At 64.0% G+C, this 15,987-nt stretch carries 9 protein-coding genes and 2 pseudogenes; 5 read left to right on the forward strand and 6 right to left on the reverse strand.

Annotation, left to right across the window (positions count from 1 at the left end; genetic code table 11):
• Positions 1 to 50 precede the first annotated feature (50 nt).
• Positions 51 to 807, forward strand: a pseudogene (locus KX816_15895) (IS5 family transposase).
• 514 nt (positions 808 to 1,321) lie between these two features.
• Positions 1,322 to 1,993, forward strand: a complete 672-nt coding sequence (locus tag KX816_15900; GenBank protein ID QXQ05687.1) for a PEPxxWA-CTERM sorting domain-containing protein — start codon at positions 1,322 to 1,324, stop codon at positions 1,991 to 1,993.
• A gap of 1,929 nt (positions 1,994 to 3,922) precedes the next feature.
• Here KX816_15900 and KX816_15905 read toward each other — a convergent pair.
• The 3 genes and pseudogenes from KX816_15905 to KX816_15915 form a co-directional block, all read right to left on the reverse strand.
• Positions 3,923 to 4,153, reverse strand: a pseudogene (locus KX816_15905) (glutathione S-transferase).
• Positions 4,154 to 4,193: 40 nt separating this feature from the next.
• Positions 4,194 to 5,099 carry an SDR family oxidoreductase gene (locus tag KX816_15910; GenBank protein QXQ05688.1) on the reverse strand — a complete coding sequence of 302 codons (906 nt, stop codon included), beginning with the start codon at positions 5,097 to 5,099 and terminating at the stop codon, positions 4,194 to 4,196.
• Positions 5,100 to 5,216: 117 nt separating this feature from the next.
• A complete protein-coding gene (locus tag KX816_15915; GenBank protein ID QXQ05689.1) occupies positions 5,217 to 6,155 on the reverse strand; it encodes a LysR family transcriptional regulator in 939 nt (312 codons plus the stop codon).
• Positions 6,156 to 7,131: 976 nt separating this feature from the next.
• On the opposite strand from KX816_15915, the gene KX816_15920 reads away from it, so the two are divergent.
• The 3 genes from KX816_15920 (at position 7,132) to KX816_15930 (ending at position 10,345) form a co-directional block, all read left to right on the forward strand.
• Positions 7,132 to 7,629, forward strand: coding sequence for a DUF427 domain-containing protein (locus KX816_15920; GenBank protein QXQ05690.1), 498 nt, complete (start codon positions 7,132 to 7,134; stop codon positions 7,627 to 7,629).
• 130 nt (positions 7,630 to 7,759) lie between these two features.
• Entirely contained in the window at positions 7,760 to 8,743 is a 984-nt protein-coding gene (locus tag KX816_15925; GenBank protein QXQ08621.1) for an NAD(P)H-binding protein, read from the forward strand.
• A gap of 481 nt (positions 8,744 to 9,224) precedes the next feature.
• Positions 9,225 to 10,345, forward strand: a protein-coding gene (locus KX816_15930) for an IS3 family transposase (GenBank protein QXQ05691.1) whose coding sequence is annotated in 2 segments (ribosomal slippage) — positions 9,225 to 9,471 and positions 9,471 to 10,345 — 1,122 coding nt in all. Because the reading frame shifts where the segments join, the coding sequence is not laid out codon by codon here.
• Here KX816_15930 and KX816_15935 read toward each other — a convergent pair.
• From KX816_15935 to KX816_15945, 3 genes are read right to left on the reverse strand one after another with little or no spacing between them, the layout of a single operon-like run.
• Positions 10,331 to 11,641 carry an efflux transporter outer membrane subunit gene (locus KX816_15935; GenBank protein QXQ05692.1) on the reverse strand — a complete coding sequence of 437 codons (1,311 nt, stop codon included), beginning with the start codon at positions 11,639 to 11,641 and terminating at the stop codon, positions 10,331 to 10,333. The two genes, KX816_15930 and KX816_15935, sit on opposite strands and share 15 nt — an antisense overlap.
• Positions 11,641 to 14,793, reverse strand: a complete 3,153-nt coding sequence (locus KX816_15940) for an efflux RND transporter permease subunit (protein QXQ05693.1) — start codon at positions 14,791 to 14,793, stop codon at positions 11,641 to 11,643. Before KX816_15940 ends, KX816_15935 begins: the two co-directional genes overlap by 1 nt.
• Before the next feature lie 3 nt (positions 14,794 to 14,796).
• Positions 14,797 to 15,930, reverse strand: coding sequence for an efflux RND transporter periplasmic adaptor subunit (locus tag KX816_15945; GenBank protein QXQ05694.1), 1,134 nt, complete (start codon positions 15,928 to 15,930; stop codon positions 14,797 to 14,799).
• Positions 15,931 to 15,987 lie beyond the last annotated feature (57 nt).

Consider the following 15,987-nt stretch of genomic DNA (forward strand, 5'->3'; position numbering starts at 1 on the left):
CATTGATCTGCACGTCGCGCTCTGATTCAGGCTCCGCAAGGAGACTGAGCATGAGCGACCTGTACGGGCTGACCGAGAATCAGATGGCGCGGCTTGAGCCGTATTTTCTGAAAAGCCATGGCACGCCACGGGTTGATGATCGGTGGGTGTTGAGCGGCATCGTTTTCGTAAACCGCAATGGCTTGCGCTGGCTGATGCACCCAGGGAGTAAGGACCGTCCAAGACGCTCTACAACCGCTAGAAGCGGTGGGGCGAAAGGGGCGTGTTCCTGCGCATGATGGAAGGATTGACCGCCGCGAGCGCTACGCCGAAGACGATCATGATCGACGCGACCCATTTGAAGGCGCACCGCACGGCATCGAGCCTGCGGGTTAAAAAGGGCGTCTCGGTCGACTCATCGATCACACCAAAGGCGGCATGAACACGAAGCTGCGCGCGGTCACCGACGCAGACGGTCGCGTACTGAGCTTCTTGATGACCGCTGGCCAGGTCAGCGACTACACAGGGGCCGCAGCGCTGCTCGACGATCTGCCCAAGGCGCACTGGCCGCTGGGCGACCGCGGCTACGACGCCGACTGGTTCCGGGATGCCCTGCTGGCAAAGGGCATAACACCCTGCATTCTTGGACGAAGATCGCGGATCATGCCCGTCAAATACGACAAGCGCCGGTAGCCGAGCCGCAGCCGCATCGCGATCATGTTCGGACGCCTAAGGGACTGGCGCCGCGTCGCTACCCGCTATGATCGCTGTCCAACGGTCTTCTTATCGGCCATCGCCTTGGCCGCCACCGTCATCTTCTGGCTTTGATCAGTGAGTCCTGACCCTAGCGTGTTAACGCTCGTCGCTATTCGTTTCAGTGATCGGCGGCTTGGAACTCTTGGGTTCAAACAAGCCGTTCACACGCGCTGAAGTACGACGCAGCGACGAATGGCATATGCAAGACGAACACTGTCGGCTTGTCAACTATCGTTCGTAGCAGTTAATGTTATCGCACTTGATAAGATTATATCAGATGGTGGGTCATACTAGACTATAAAAATAGGCTCCAGCGAAACGAAATGCTGCGGACTGTATTGTTTCCTGATCTTGGAATATAGAATTCCAGCATATGTGTCTTCGCTATCGGTGCGAAACAACTCTATACCGTTCCGTCTACGTGAGTTTCGTTATCGCAACGGCTTTAGGGATAAAACCGTCGGTGTGCTTTACATTCTGTAGTCGTAATGATCGCTTAAGTCATTGTAATCTTCCAGTTTCCACTATTGGCACACTAATTGCTTCATTCTTAAGACAGGGGGGCGTTTCGAAGGAAGATGAACAGATGAAACTGCCTCATATTTTGTTGCCTGCCCTGGCATTTCTGGCTGCCGCTGCTGCGCCGGCTGGAGCCGTAACTTATATCGTGGCTCCGGGTGCGCCCGATCCGGGTAAGTTGGCCACCGAAACAACCTTCTTTACATTCGACTCTGCGCCGACCGCAGGCTTCTCCTATAGCGGCAACTACGATATCGTCACCGGCACGTCGAAGAATCATTATGCGGCACCGGCCGGCGACACGACGGCATTTTTCTACACCTCGCCGGAAAAGCCGAACGGCGTTGCCACGTTGAACACACTCGACCTCTCGACCGTCAGTTTTTACTGGGGCTCTGTCGATGATTATAACACGGTCGACGTACTCGGTGCCGGCGGTGCTACACTAACCAGTATCAACGGGGCCGACTTTTCACCTGCAAACGGTGGACAGGATACCGCTCACACTAACGAGCGTATCTACATCACCGCCGGTGCAAATGAGGTGATCACTGGGTTGCGCTTCCACGCCACCGGCATCGCCTACGAGATCGATGATGTCGCTGGCACACTTGCGAACGGTAGCAACCCGTCGACGGTTCCCGAGCCCGCGTCCTGGGCCTTGATGGTTGCAGGCTTCGGCCTGGTTGGCGTCGGCGCTCGTCGGCGCCGTGGGGCAACGATGCGCGTTAGCGCCTAACCCGCAATCTGACTGAGACGCGGGGATTTGATCCTCGCGTCTCATCACTGACTAGGAACGCGTCAGCGCCGAAAGCCAGTTAGTTTAGGCCATCGCCATTCCGGCTGTCCACGCATAACCTTAATTTCTATGCTCTCGGCGCCGCGTCAGAGACAATCTGACTTCATATCCGTTCGGAATATCAACTGCGTATCTAACTACCTAGACCAACTAGTACTTCTGTAATGTCAATATTTGTCGTCGCTGATGCAGTCGTTGCAAGGGCAATTGAGTTGAGGAACTATAGTTCGCCATAAGCGATATTGTGCATGTGGTCCGTTTCCAGACCGCCGCCTAGGTCGAAGGTTGCCGGAGGCCCGAATGATAAATCCGGTGTTGAGCGACGATGAATTAGAGACGTGGTTCATTCGTCACGTCCATGAGGCACGTCGTATGTCTCACGACAATCTCTTACCGATCGCGCCATGGATCCCGATCATCGGCCTGCCCGCCAATGACCGCTGAACGATGGTGCATAAGTCGTCGATAAGGCTGGGATAGGCTCAACCCAACGTGTCCTTAACTCGCCCACAGATGATAACCATGATGCGGTGTGAACGAAAGTTAACAGACGTGATCAGGCAGTGTTCACGTCACTGGCCGCAAGCTGGGTATGAGAGGGCTTGCTGAGCAGCGGCGACGTGTCGTGCGAACCTGCCCTCCTGAACAACGATGTTGGTAGCAGCTATCGCGCCTAGCACGCCTGGTGGGCAGTTCGATCAACGCCGTCTCGTAGGCTAATTCGAGGGACGTGATGTGGCCGAAAATGACGATTGGCGCCGTGAACGCGCTGAGGCACTTGGCTTCGGTGGGAGCAGCCGCATAAACGGGGCCGTGCGCGTCGAGGAAGCGGCCTTGCCACGAGACGGCGTCCTGCCGATGATGCGGCAGGCGCCTGCTGCATCGGCAGCAACGTTTCCGCCGCCACCCCAGAGACGTCCCGTGCAGAGTGATGACGACATGTTGGCCCATGCCGAGGCCCCTCCACAACGATCTAGCTCCGCCACTCGTCCGGACCCACCCAGATCTCGCGGACGCCTAACCCAACGGCAGATCAGCCCGCTGGTCGTTGCCGCTGCAATTGTGGCGCTAGGCGCCAGTGGCAGCCTCGGTTGGGTTCTCCACGACGACGTATCGAGCGCCGCTAACCGCCGAGCCGTACCTGTAACTCACGTCACGCTCCTCAGTCCCCCGACCGTTTCGGCGGAGGTTGTGGTATCGGCTCCGGCGGTCTCGCTGCCTGCAGACGGCGTTCCCGCAACACTACCCGATCAGCCTAAGGAGGCTGCTTCTCGAGCCCCAAATATCGATGTCGGGTCTCGATTGATGGCACCTCAACGCTCCGCAGTATCGAGCCGCAGGGTGGTGGCTACGAACGTTCGGGTAGCCGGGGCAGCGCGAGGATCTCGTTGGTCCCGACCGGCGCATTCACTCGGCCTGTCACGCTACAACTTTGCGCCGAGCTTCAACTGTCGTCGGGCAACGGCCAAGGTCAATCAGATGATCTGTCGAGACAGAGAGCTGGCGTCACTCGATAATCAGATGTCTGCGGCGTACTACGGCGCCATCGAAGGCGGCAACTCTCCGTACGTGCGCGCGATTGATGCCGGGCAGACTGACTTTCTCAACGAAAGGTCCCGGTGCAGGAGCTCAGCGTGTACGGCTCAGGTTTATCGTGATCGCATCGATCAGCTTGCCGAGTTTAATTCCACAGGCCGGGATTAGATGCACCCGGCGAGCCTGCCGATTAGCATCCGCAATTCTGTGCCCTAGCGTTTGTCGTGGCCGGTCAAGACGGCCCCTGCGATGACCGCCGCGCACAATTCAGCGAGGGACGTGATCGCTGCAATCTCGGTTCCCTCGGCTCCTCGCCCGGATCCCTCACACCCAGAGCACGATCGCCGCCGACTCGAACAACGCGAGCATGCCGTCCTCGTAAGTCGGTATCTGCCCAAACGGCTGCAGAACACGATGCGGTGGCTCCTTCAACGCGGCGAAAGAGAGCAGACGCACGTCATAAGGCTGGCCCACCTACTCCAGAGCCCACCGCACCGCCAGATCCCGCGCCAGTCCCCGGCCACGATCGGAGGACAGCGCGAAGGCGGTGATCGTCGGGTTCATGCGGTGGCTCAAGCTGGGCGGTAGCACGATGCTCGCCGGCTCAAGGTCCGACAAGAGTACCGACATGAACGGACGGCCGAAGTCGGGGAGCTGAAAAGGCAGCCGGAATGATTTCCGTCTTCGTCGTCGCAGGTCGGTGGGCGGTGTCGGCGGATATCGTCCGCCAGTCGCGGATGTCGGCAGCCATGCGTTCGGCCCGTTGCTCGGCGCGGTTCAGGGCGTCCTGTCCGAGCAACAGGTCCAATGGCGGCTCGTCGGCTTCGACGAGCTGCAGCATCGCTGCCGCCGCAAGTGCCGGGTCACCGGCCTGGCGGCCGTCGTTCGCCGACCAGTTCGCCAACGCCTCGTCGACGGCGCGGTACGCCCGTTCCGCAGCGGTCCGTCGGATCGATTCCTCTCCGAGGAATTCGGTCCGGAAGGCGCCCGGCGAAACCACCGAGACCCAGAGACCGAACGGCGACACTTCGGCAGCCAGACTGTACGACATGGCGGACAAGGCGGCCTTGGTGGCGCCGTAGACGCCGGCGCCCATGCTCGGCGCCACGCCGGCGATCGATGCCATGTTGACGATGTGACCGCTGCCCTGCGCCCGCAGGTAGGGAAGGGCGGCGCGGATCAGCCGGAAGGGCGCGAAGACGTTGACCTCGAACAGGTCACGGAGCGCCTTGTCGTCGGTCTCCTCGATCGGACCGAGCAGTCCGTAACCGGCATTGTTGACCAGGACATCGATCCGACCGTGCACCCCGAACGCATCGGTCGCCAGACGGGCGGCGGCTTCGGGATCGCTTGCCTCGAAGGGAAGGACGGTGAGGTCACCGGGCAGGCCTTCAGGTGCGTCGCCGCTCCGCGTCGTGCCGATCACGCGGTCGCCGGCCTCCAGTGCCGCCGTTGCGAGCGCGTGGCCCAAGCCGCGGGAGATGCCGGTTATCAGCCAGGTTCTGGCCATGTCTCTTCCTCCATATCGATGCAGGCTTCGGCTGCATCGTCAGGAGCGATATGCGCCCGGAGGTGTTGGAGGATAACGCCCGGTGTTCCACTCGTCGTTGTGAGCGAGATTAGATAATCAGCTCTTCCCGCGCAGGACGTCGATCACCGTCCGTAGAGCCGGAGACATCTGGCGTTGCCGGGGATAGCAGAGATGGTAGCCGGGAAAGGTGTCGGTCCAGTCGAGCATGAGCGCTTCCAGGCCCCCGGTCGCAAGATGGTCCGCGACCTCGCGCTCGGTGACGAAGGCTATGCCGGCCCCGGCGAGCGCGGCACCTATGGCGACCTGCCGGTCGTCGACGATAAACGACCCGGTGACCGCCTTCTCGAACCATTCGCCGTCGCGCCTGAATTCCCAGGCGTAGGGCGTCTCCCGTCCTTCCCATCGCCATTGGATGCATCGATGATGTTGGAGGTCGTCGGGCACGATCGGCCGTCCGTGCTCTGCGAGATAGGTGGGCGACGCCACGGGTATCTGTCGAAGGTCAGAACCGATCCTGACCGAGATAATGTCCTGATCGATCTCCTCGCCGATGCGGACGGCGGCATCGAACCCATTCGCCACGAAGTCGATGGTCGCGTCGGTCACAGTCAGGTCGAGGACGACGTCGGGCGCAGCGGCAGCCAGACGGGCGAGCGCGGGTGCCACCTCGAACCTCGCCGCCACCCGGGAAGCGACGATGCGGACGGTGCCGCTCGGCCGGTTGGCGATGCTACGGGCGTCGGAGAGTGCGCCGCCGATCGCCTGCATCGCCGGTCCCAGACGCGCGGCGAGCGCCTTGCCGGCCGGGGTGAGGGCGACGCTGCGGGTGGTGCGGTTGAAGAGCTGGATGCCCAGCCGTTCCTCGAGAGTGCGGATTGTGTGACTGAGCGCGGACGGTTTGACCCGCAGCGCGTCTGCGGCTTGCGAAAAGCTCAGACGTTCGGCCACGAGCAGAAACGCCCGGAGATGGACAAGGTCGCCCGGCGAAAGCTCGTTGCCGATGCTGATGGAGAGCCCTTTCCAGGTCCTCGACACGAAGTGCCGACATCTCGTTGTCGAATGGACGATGCCACCTGAAGCAGTGATGTCCGCGCTAAGGTGCCCGCGATGTTAAAGGTTGCGGCACCCAAGTCCGCACATATCGACGTTGTCTATGTGACAGTCAAACGCTTGCCGTCCGTATGTCGCAAGTCACGCGAACGGTTGCCGCTGTATCCGAGCCGAAGCATGGAACCTGCATCGAACCGAAAGGCGCTTGGATCGCGATGGACATGTTTTGCGTACTTCCTCTCGCGCGGAGGAGGCAGGCTCTCTCCGACGTGCACCAAGGAATGACTGCAACGCCCCAGACATGGCCGTTCGAGACTGGCCAAGTTCGCCGAAACGGTCGGTCGGTGCACATGAACGAGCGGCAGGTTTCGGGGCGCGGGAGGTGCCGCCTGAACGGCCGATTTTGGGTCCTCGCTACCGCGAAGCCGCCAAGCAGGGAACGCCCAACGGCGTATCTTCGGCAACCTCAGTACCAAGCGCCGTCGCCAGCAGCCGCGCCAAAATCAATGTCCGGAACACTGCGTCCGCTCATCCGGGAACGGTCTCGCACATCACCCCCGATCACTTGGTGTCCAGCAAGGCAACAGAAACTTCCCAATGATCTGAGTGCCCATCTTTTTGATCTTGGGTGCACCATAATTTCGGTCACTTACCGTCGCATTTGTGGTTCCGTCTGGAAAAAGCAGCTAAAACGTAGGTTGCGTTATTCCTGTTCAACAGGCCTCTCGCGAGCGGCATGGCAGCGGGCGCAGGCTTGCGGATCAGCGGCGCGGGCTTCTACGACCATCAATGGGAGTTCCTGGCAGCTTCATGGCGGCGAGAACCTAATCCCGACCGTCCGCGGCCCTTCCTGGGCTCCCAAGACCAGACTTACGCTCAGCTCTACAACGGCTATTGCGCGTATCATCGCTGCGACGACATGCGCGGCGCATCGCGCGGCGATGTTGGGCATTGAGGCAGAGTGCACCCTGTTCGTCCCGACCCATTCCGGCCCGGCCAGGAGAGCGTGTGGGACTATCCACGCCCGGCCATCGCGGAGCGGACCGCCGCACACATCCTGATCAGGCTTGGAGGGGCGATCGTTGCCGACACCCGTCGGGCGGTGCGGACACTCGAGACCAGCCATCCGCCAAGCTATTATATTCCGCCCGAGGACATCGCGCCGGGTGTCCTGGTGCCGGCCGGAGGGTCGAGTTTCTGCGAGTGGAAGGGGCACGCTCGCTACTTCGACGTGAAGACGGACGGCGCGCACCGGGCGAGAGCTGCCTGGTCGTACCCGGACCCGACACCACCCTTTACGATCCTGCGCGACCACGTCGCCTTATACGCGGGGGCGATGGACGCGTGCTTCGTCGACGGCGAGCCGGTCGTCCCGCAGCCCGGCGGCTTTTACGGCGGCTGGATCACATCGGCGGTTGCCGGGCCGTTCAAGGGTATGCCCGGAAGCCGGTTCTGGTGATGGAGACCGTAGTCGCGCCGGACGGTCGCACCATCGCGGTCCTTGATCCGGCTGCCGCACCGTCTGCCTCAGGGCATCCACGGGCTTGGCTTTCCGCCTGACCCGTGGCTTTCTGGACCGGCAGGACGGGGTGAAGGCGACGCACGATCATCAGACCTCGGGACAGCGCCAGCGGATCTGCCTGCTTGGCGCGACCGGCACGATCGGCCGTGCGGTGACGTCTGCCCTCGTACAACGTGGCCACGACGTCGTCTGCTTCGGGCGGGGCGGCGCGGCGTTGGCGGGGGCGACCGTCAGGGTACTGGATGTCACGGATCCGCTGTCCTGGGCTCGCGACGGCTTCGCAGGCGAGCCTTTTGACGCCGTGGTGTCCTGCATGGCCTCGCGCACCGGCGTGCCGGACGATGCCTGGGCGATCGATCACGGCGCACATTTGAACGCGCTTGCGGCGGCGCAGCAGGCCGGCGTGCGCCACTTCGTCCTGCTGTCGGCGATCTGCGTGCAGAAGCCGCTGCTCGCTTTCCAGCGCGCCAAGCTGGCTTTCGAGGCAGCCCTGATTGCATCCGGCATGCGCTATTCGATCGTGCGTCCGACCGCCTTCTTCAAATCGCTGTCCGGCCAGATCGAGCGCGTACGGCAGGGCCGGCCCTTCCTGATCTTTGGCGATGGACGCCTTACTGCGTGCAAGCCGATCAGCGACGCCGACCTCGCCGACTACATCGCCGGTTGCCTGGAGCACGAAAGCCGCTGGAACCGTATCCTGCCGATCGGCGGCCCGGGCGAGGCGATCACGCCCCGCGAGCAGGGAGCGGCGCTGTTCGCGCTGCTCGGGCGCGCGCCGAAATTCCGATCCGTACCGGTCGCCCTGCTGCGCGGCATCATCGGTGTCCTCGGCACCTTCGGCCGCATCGCACCGTCGTTCGCCGCCAAAGCCGAACTTGCTCGGATCGGCCACTATTATGCCACCGAATCCATGCTCGTATTGGACCCGCGCAGCCACCGATACGATGCGGCGGCAACCCCTTCGACCGGCACCGAGACGCTCTTCGACTACTACGGCGCCGTGCTCGCCGGCACCGCCGCTCCGGAACGCGGCGACCACGCCGTTTTCTGAGCCAATCGCGCAAGAAGCCACTTCGTGTGGACGAAGGCAGAAAGTGCGGAGGATCGCGGCCCGGATGGCCGGCTTGGCGGTTCTCGGCGAAAGTCGGCAGAAAAGATGGGCAGCGACGACCAATTAGCCTCCCGTTCGCAAGACACCCGCTCCGTTATTTCATTCGCTCACAAAGGGTTAGCGGGCGTCGATCTGGACCATAGCCATCGGGAAAATAGAGCAGTCTTGGGTCAGCCGGTGTAAGGAAATCCCATTCAGGCTCCCTGGCGCGGGGTTATTCCCGGGATATCGCTGGCTTGCCTAGACCGATCGCATCCGGCCTCGCACTATCGCCACCGATGACTTGATAGAGTGTGATGCGATTGGTCAGCGCCGTGAGATCGGTGGCAATCCGGGTTTGGCGCGCGGTGTAGAGCGCGCGTGACGTGCTCCCCTGAAATCAGGCCATTGGTAAGTTGGGCTCATCGAGAGGAGATGAGCCATGCGACGGAGCCGTTTTACCGAAGAGCAGATCATTGCCGTGCTGCGAGAGCATGACGCGGGCGTGAAGACGGCGGAGTTGTGCCGCAAGCACGGGATCAGCGACGCGACGTTCTACAACTGGAAGGCGAAGTTTGGCGGGATGGCGGTGTCCGAGGTCGCCCGGCTGCGGGCGCTTGAGGACGAGAACCGGCGGCTGAAGAAGCTTCTGGCGGAATCGATGCTCGACGTTTCGGCGCTGAAGGACCTGCTGGCAAAAAACTGACCCGGCCTGCAGATCGCTTCGCGGCGGTGGAGAAGCTCGTGGGCGACCACGGCTTCTCCGAACGCCGCGCCTGTAGGCTGATTGGAGCGAACCGGTCGGCCTGGCAATACGAGCCGGTGCGTAGCGACGACGGCGCGGCGCGGGAGCGGTTGCGGGCCATTGCGAACGAGCGCCGGCGGTTCGGCTACCGGCGGCTGGCAATCATGCTCAGGCGTGAAGGCAAGACCATGAACCTGAAGAAGATCTACCGCCTGTACTGCGAGGAGCGGCTGACGGTCCGCAAGCGCGGCGGCCGCAAGCGCGCATTGGGAACGCGGGCACCGATGACGTTGCCCCAAGGTGCCAACCAGCGCTGGAGCCTCGACTTCGTCAGTGATGCATTGGCCTGCGGCCGGCGGTTCCGAGTGCTCAATGTCATCGATGACTGGAGCCGCGAATGTCTGGCCAGCGTCGTCGACACGTCGATCTCGGGCAAGCGGGTTGTCCGCGAACTGGCGGCGATCGTCGAGCGTCGCGGCAAGCCGCTGACGATCGTCAGCGACAATGGCACCGAACTGACCAGTCGCGCGATCCTGGCTTGGTGCGAGGAAACCGGCGTCGAGTGGCACTACATCGCGCCCGGCAAGCCGACGCAGAACGGCTTTGTGGAATCGTTCAACGGTCGCTTGCGCGACGAGTGCCTCAACGAGCACGCCTTCACGTCGCTCGCCGCCGCGAAGCGCATCATCGCGGCATGGCAGCTCGACTACAACACCGTACGGCCGCACAGCGGGCTTGGCGGGCTGTCGCCCGCCGCGTACGTCAGCCGTCCCAATCCGGGACAACTGTGGACCGAGCCTAACTTATGCGCGGCCTGAAAACGGGGAGCACGTCACGCGCTGTGCCACCAAGGTTGTCAGATAGGTATCGATCCCCTCGCGGTAGCGCGCCTCGGCCAGCGTGTAGGCCTGGCTCGACGCGGTGAGCAATGCCGCCTGCGCGGCTTGCTGGCGCTCGATCGTACCGGCGCGGGCGAGCGCATCGGCGACTTCCCGGAAAGCGGTCTGCACGGCCTTCTCATACTGCGCGACGTACAGGTCGCGCTGGGCCTTGCTGTAGTCGAGATTGCCGCGAGTGGTGCCGCCGAAGATCGGCAACGATGCCGACGGACCGGCCGACCACGAAAACGCGCCGCCGGTGAACAGCGAGGACAGCGCGGTGCTGGCAAAGCCGACCGCCGAGGTCAGCGTGATCGTCGGAAAGAATGCCGCGCGCGCCGCGCCGATATTGGCGTTGGCACCGACTAACTGATGCTCGGCCTCGATCACGTCGGGCCGGCCCAGCAACACCTGCGACGACAGCCCGACGCGGACCTTGGCGATCCCCCTCCCCAGATCGTCGAGCGTGCCGGGCAGCAGCGCATCCTCGACCGGCGCACCGACCAGCAACTCGAGGGCGTTGCGGTCCTGCGCGACCTGCGTGGTCGCGTTCTCGACGTCCGAGCGCGCCTGGGCGTTGGTGGTTTCGATCGAGCGGATGTCGACCTTGCCGGCAAGCCCGGCCTCGTTGAGCGCCACCGTAAGCTTCAGCGACCGCGCGGTGCTGGCGACGGTGTCCTGCGCGACGACGAGCAGTTCCTGGTCGGCGGCCATCGTCGCATAAGCGGTGGCGGTCTCGGCGATCAACGTCAGCCGCGTGTTGCGTGCGCCCGCCTCGGTGCCGAGATAGGTCTCGAACGCCGCCTTGCTGAGGTTCTTCAGGCGGCCGAACAGGTCGATCTCGAAGCTGCTGATGCCGACATCGGCCGCGAAGACGTCGACCGCTCCGCTCGCGCTGCCACCGCCGGCATACGACGCCGTGCCGCCAGCCGCGATCGTCGGCAACTGCGACGCGCGCTGGACGCGGTAGCTGGCACGCGCCGACGCGACATTGGCGACGGCGACGCGCAGGTCGCGATTATTGGCCAGCGCGCGGTCGATGATCGTGCGGAGCTTCGCGTCCGTCAGGACCTCGCGCCACGGCAGATCGACCTGGGTCGTCGATGCGGCAGGACCGTAGGATGCGCCGGTCGGCAAGCTCGGCGCCACCGGCAGGCCTGGCCGGACGTAGGCGGGCGCGAGATTGCAGCCCGACAGCAGCGCCGCCGCGGCGCCGGTGAGAACAAGCGCACGCATCACCTGGTCTCCGGCGCGGGCAAGGCCAACGGGGCCGGCGCGGGAGCCGCCTTGTCCATGCCGAACAGACGGCCGACCAGCACGAAGAACAGCGGCACATAGAAGATCGCGATCGCCGTGGCGGTCAGCATTCCGCCTACCACCGCCGTACCGATCGCGATCCGGCTCTGCGCGCCGGCCCCCGTCGCGATGGCAAGCGGGATGACGCCGGCAATGAAGGCAAGGCTGGTCATCAGGATCGGCCGCAGCCGCACCTTGGCCGCCTCGAGCGCCGCGTCGAGCGCGTTCTTGCCCGACTTGTGCGCGTCCTCGGCGAATTCGACGATCAGGATCGCGTTCTTTGCCGCCAGCCCGATCGTAGTGAGCAAGCCGACCTGGAAATAAATGTTGTTATCGAGCCCGCGCAGCGTCACCGCCAGGACCGCGCCGATCACGCCGAGCGGGATCACGAGCAGCACCGCGATCGGGATCGACCAGCTTTCGTACAGCGCTGCGAGACACAGGAACACGACCAGGATCGAGATCGCATACAGCTTGGGCGCCTGGCCGTTGGTCAGCTGCTCCTGATAGGACAGCCCGCTCCAGGCATAGCCGGTGCCTTGCGGCAGCTTCTGCTGCAGGGCGACGATCGCCTTCATCGCGTCGCCTGAGCTTGCGCCCGACGCGGCCTGGCCCTGTATCTCGTAGGATGACTGGCCGTTGAAGCGCGACAGCGACGACGGTCCCTTGGTCCAGCTCGATGTGGCGAAGGCCGAGAAGGGCGTCATCGTGCCGGTGGCGGAAGCGCGCACGAACCAGTTGTCGAGATCGGTCGGCAGGGCGCGGAACTGCTGGTCGGCCTGCATGTAGACGCGCTTCACACGCCCGCGATCGACGAAATCGTTGATGTAGGTGCTGCCCCAGGCCGAGCTGAGCGTGGCCGTCACGTCGCTCTCGGCCAGCCCGAGCGCGGCGAGCTTGGTTTCGTCGATATCGACGTGCAGCTGCGGCGTATCGTCGAGCGAGCCGGCGCGAACGCCCGCGAGCGTGGGATCCTGCCCCGCGGCCGCGATCAGCTGGTTGCGCAACTCGAGGAAGCGCGCCTGGCTGAGGCCGCCGGTATTGAGCAGCTCGAAGGTGAAGCCGTTCGACTGGCCGAGCCCCGAGATCGCCGGTGGGGTCAACGCAAAGATTTGGGCGTCACGGATCGCCGCCAGCTTCATCGTCGCGCGCCCGGTGATCGCCTCGGCGGAATCGGCCTTGTCGCCACGGTCGCTGAACGGCGCCAGGTTGCCGAAGGCGAGCCCCGCGTTCTGCCCCGAGCCCGAAAAGCCGAAACCCTGGATGCTCAACAGGCTGGCGACGTTCTTCTTCTCGTCGGTCAGGAAGTAATTCTCGATCTGATGGGCGACCGCATCGGTGCGCTCCGCCGTCGCGCCGGCGGGCAGCGTGAACTGGATCAGCGCCTGGCCCTGGTCCTCGGCCGGCAGGAAGCCGGTCGGCAGGCGCACGAACAGCACGGCGAGCACCACGCAGATCACCGCATAGACGCAGAGGTGAAGGAAGCGACGTCCGACGACCCCACGGACCGCGCTGACGTAGCGCCCGGTCGTCCGGTCGAACCAGCGGTTGAATTTCCCGAACGGTCCCTTGCGAGTGAGCGGGTCCTGGTGGCTGGGTTTCAGGAGCGTGGCGCACAGGGCTGGCGTCAGGATGAGTGCGACAAGCACCGAAAGCAGCATCGCCGAGACGATCGTGATCGAGAACTGCCGGTAGATGACGCCGGTCGAGCCACCGAAGAACGCCATCGGCAGCAGCACGGCCGACAGCACCAAAGCGATGCCGACGAGCGCGCTGCCGATTTCCCCCATCGACTTGATCGTCGCGTCGCGCGGCGAGAGACCTTCCTCGGCCATGAGGCGCTCGACGTTCTCGACCACCACGATCGCGTCGTCGACCAGCAGGCCGATCGACAGCACCATGCCGAACAGCGTCATCGTGTTGATCGAGTAGCCGAACAGCGCCAGCACGCCGAACGTCCCGAGCAGCACGACCGGCACCGCGATCGCCGGGATCAGCGTTGCCCGCCAGCTCTGCAGGAAGACGAACATGACGATGACGACGAGGACTATCGCCTCGAGCAGCGTCTTGACGACCTCCTCGACCGACAGCTTGATGAAGTCGGTCGTATCGCGCGGATAGTCGATGACATAGCCATTCGGCATGCCGGCTTCGAGCTCCTTGACCTTGGCCTTGACCGCCTCGGCGGTGGCAAGCGCATCGGCCCCGGGAGCGAGCTGGATCGCGATCGCGGCGCCGGGATGCCCGTTGACGCGGGACACGGTGTCGTAGCTCTCGTTGCCGAGTTCGATCCGCGCCACGTCGGACAGGCGCACCACCGAACCATCGGTCTGCGACTTGACGATGATGTTGCGGAACTGCTCCGGCGTCTGGAGCCGCGACTTGGCGGTGACGGTCGCATTCAGGCGCTGCCCGGCCGGTGCCGGCTTCTGCCCGATCTGCCCGGCCGAGACTTCGACGTTCTGCGCCTGGATCGCGGCCTGCACGTCCGACGGCATCAGTTTGACCGCGGCCAGCTTGAACGGATCGAGCCAGATGCGCATCGCATATTGCGACCCGAAGACCTGGCTCTGGCCGACGCCGTTCACGCGCGCCAGCGGGTCCTGGTAGGTGTTGACCAGATAGTCGGCGATCGCGGTCTGGTTGGCGCGATCGGTCTTGTCGTACACCGCGACGATCATCAGGAAGTCGCTGTTCGACTTGGTGACCGTCAACCCCTGCTGCTGGACCTCGTTGGGCAATCGCGACAGCGCTTGCTGCACCTTGTTCTGGACCTGCACCTGAGCCGTGTCGGGATCGGTGCCTTTCACGAAGGTGACGCTGATCTGCGCGCTGCCCGACGAACTCGACGTGGACGAGAAATACAGCAGCCCGTCGATGCCGGTCAGCTGCTGCTCGAGGATCTGGGTGACGCTGGTCTCGAGCGTTGCGGCCGATGCACCCGGATAGGTCGCGCTGACCGACACCGACGGCGGCGCGACGTCGGGGTATTGCGCGATCGCCAACGACATTGCCGAGGCAATGCCGGCCAGCATGATGCCGATCGCCAGCACCCACGCAAAGATCGGTCGGTCGATGAAGAATTTGCTCATGGCTCAGTTCGCCTTCACGGCGACGGGCTTGACCACAGCGCCGGCCCTGGCCTTGTCGACGCCCTCGACGATCAGGCGGTCGCCAGCCGTGAGGCCGGCCGTGATCAGCCATTTGTCACCGATCGCACGGTCGGCGGTGACGGTTTTCTGCACCACTTTATTGTCCGTGCCGACGAGCAGAGCGGTCGCGGCCCCGGTCGGGTCCCGGCTGATCCCGTCCTGCGGTGCGAGGATCGCGTTGGGCACGATCGCCTCGGGCGCCACGATCCGCACGAACATGCCGGGCAGCAGCAGGTTGTTGGGATTGGGGAAGCGCGCGCGGATCGTCACGCTGCCGGTGTTCTGGTCGACCGTCGCCTCGGCGAACTCGATGCGGCCAGCCTGCGGATAGTCGGTGCCGTTCTCCAGCTTCAACCGGATCGTGGCGCTCGCGGGCAGCGCGCCGCCCGAGGCGAGCGCTTGCCGTAACGCGACAATCTTGGCTGACGACTGTGTGATATCGACGTAGATCGGATCGAGCCGCTGGATCGTCGCCAGCGCATCGGTCTGGCTCGCCGTGACCAGCGCGCCCTGCGTATAGGCGGACCGACCGATGCGCCCGCCGATCGGCGCGGTAATCCGGGTGAAGCCCAGGTTGATGCGCGCGGTCTGCAGCGTGGCGCGGGCTTCGCCGACTGCGGCGCGGGCCGTCCCTGCCGCGGCGGTGACATCGTCCTTGTCCTGCTTGCTGACCGCCTCGATGTCGGTCAGCCGGTCGTAGCGCTTGGCCTTGGCCTCCGCGGTAACGAGACTGGCCTGTGCGCTCGCCAACGCGGCGGTCGCCTGCGCGACGGTCGCGCGGTAGAGCGACGGGTCGATCTGGTACAGCGGCTGGCCGGCCGCGACGATCGCACCTTCGGTGAACAGCCGCGCCTTGATCAGCCCGGAAATCTGCGGACGAACCTCCGACGTCAGGAAGGCCGTCGTGCGGCCGGGCAGTTCGGTCGAGAGCGTCACCGCGCCTACGGCCAGCGTCACGAAGCCGACCTCGGCCGCCGGTCGTTCAGGCGGCGCCGCCTTGTCGGCACACGCGCCCAGCACCAACACCAGCGGCGTCAGAGCCAGGGTGGCGGATCGGGCCGACACGGGAAAACGCATGAAACTCTCCGGAAGCACTGGCGGATCGTGCAATCCGGCGCGGTCCGTCCTGTGCGA

It is taken from the genome of Sphingosinicellaceae bacterium (assembly GCA_019285715.1).
Lineage (GTDB): Bacteria > Pseudomonadota > Alphaproteobacteria > Sphingomonadales > Sphingomonadaceae > Glacieibacterium.

Coding starts and splice junctions, on each gene's coding strand:
- KX816_15900 (QXQ05687.1), top strand. CDS start 1,322: ATGAAACTGCCTCATATTTTGTTGCCTGCCCTGGCATTTCTGGCTGCC.
- KX816_15910 (QXQ05688.1), bottom strand. CDS start 5,099: ATGGCCAGAACCTGGCTGATAACCGGCATCTCCCGCGGCTTGGGCCAC.
- KX816_15935 (QXQ05692.1), bottom strand. CDS start 11,641: ATGCGTGCGCTTGTTCTCACCGGCGCCGCGGCGGCGCTGCTGTCGGGC.
- KX816_15940 (QXQ05693.1), bottom strand. CDS start 14,793: ATGAGCAAATTCTTCATCGACCGACCGATCTTTGCGTGGGTGCTGGCG.
- KX816_15945 (QXQ05694.1), bottom strand. CDS start 15,930: ATGCGTTTTCCCGTGTCGGCCCGATCCGCCACCCTGGCTCTGACGCCG.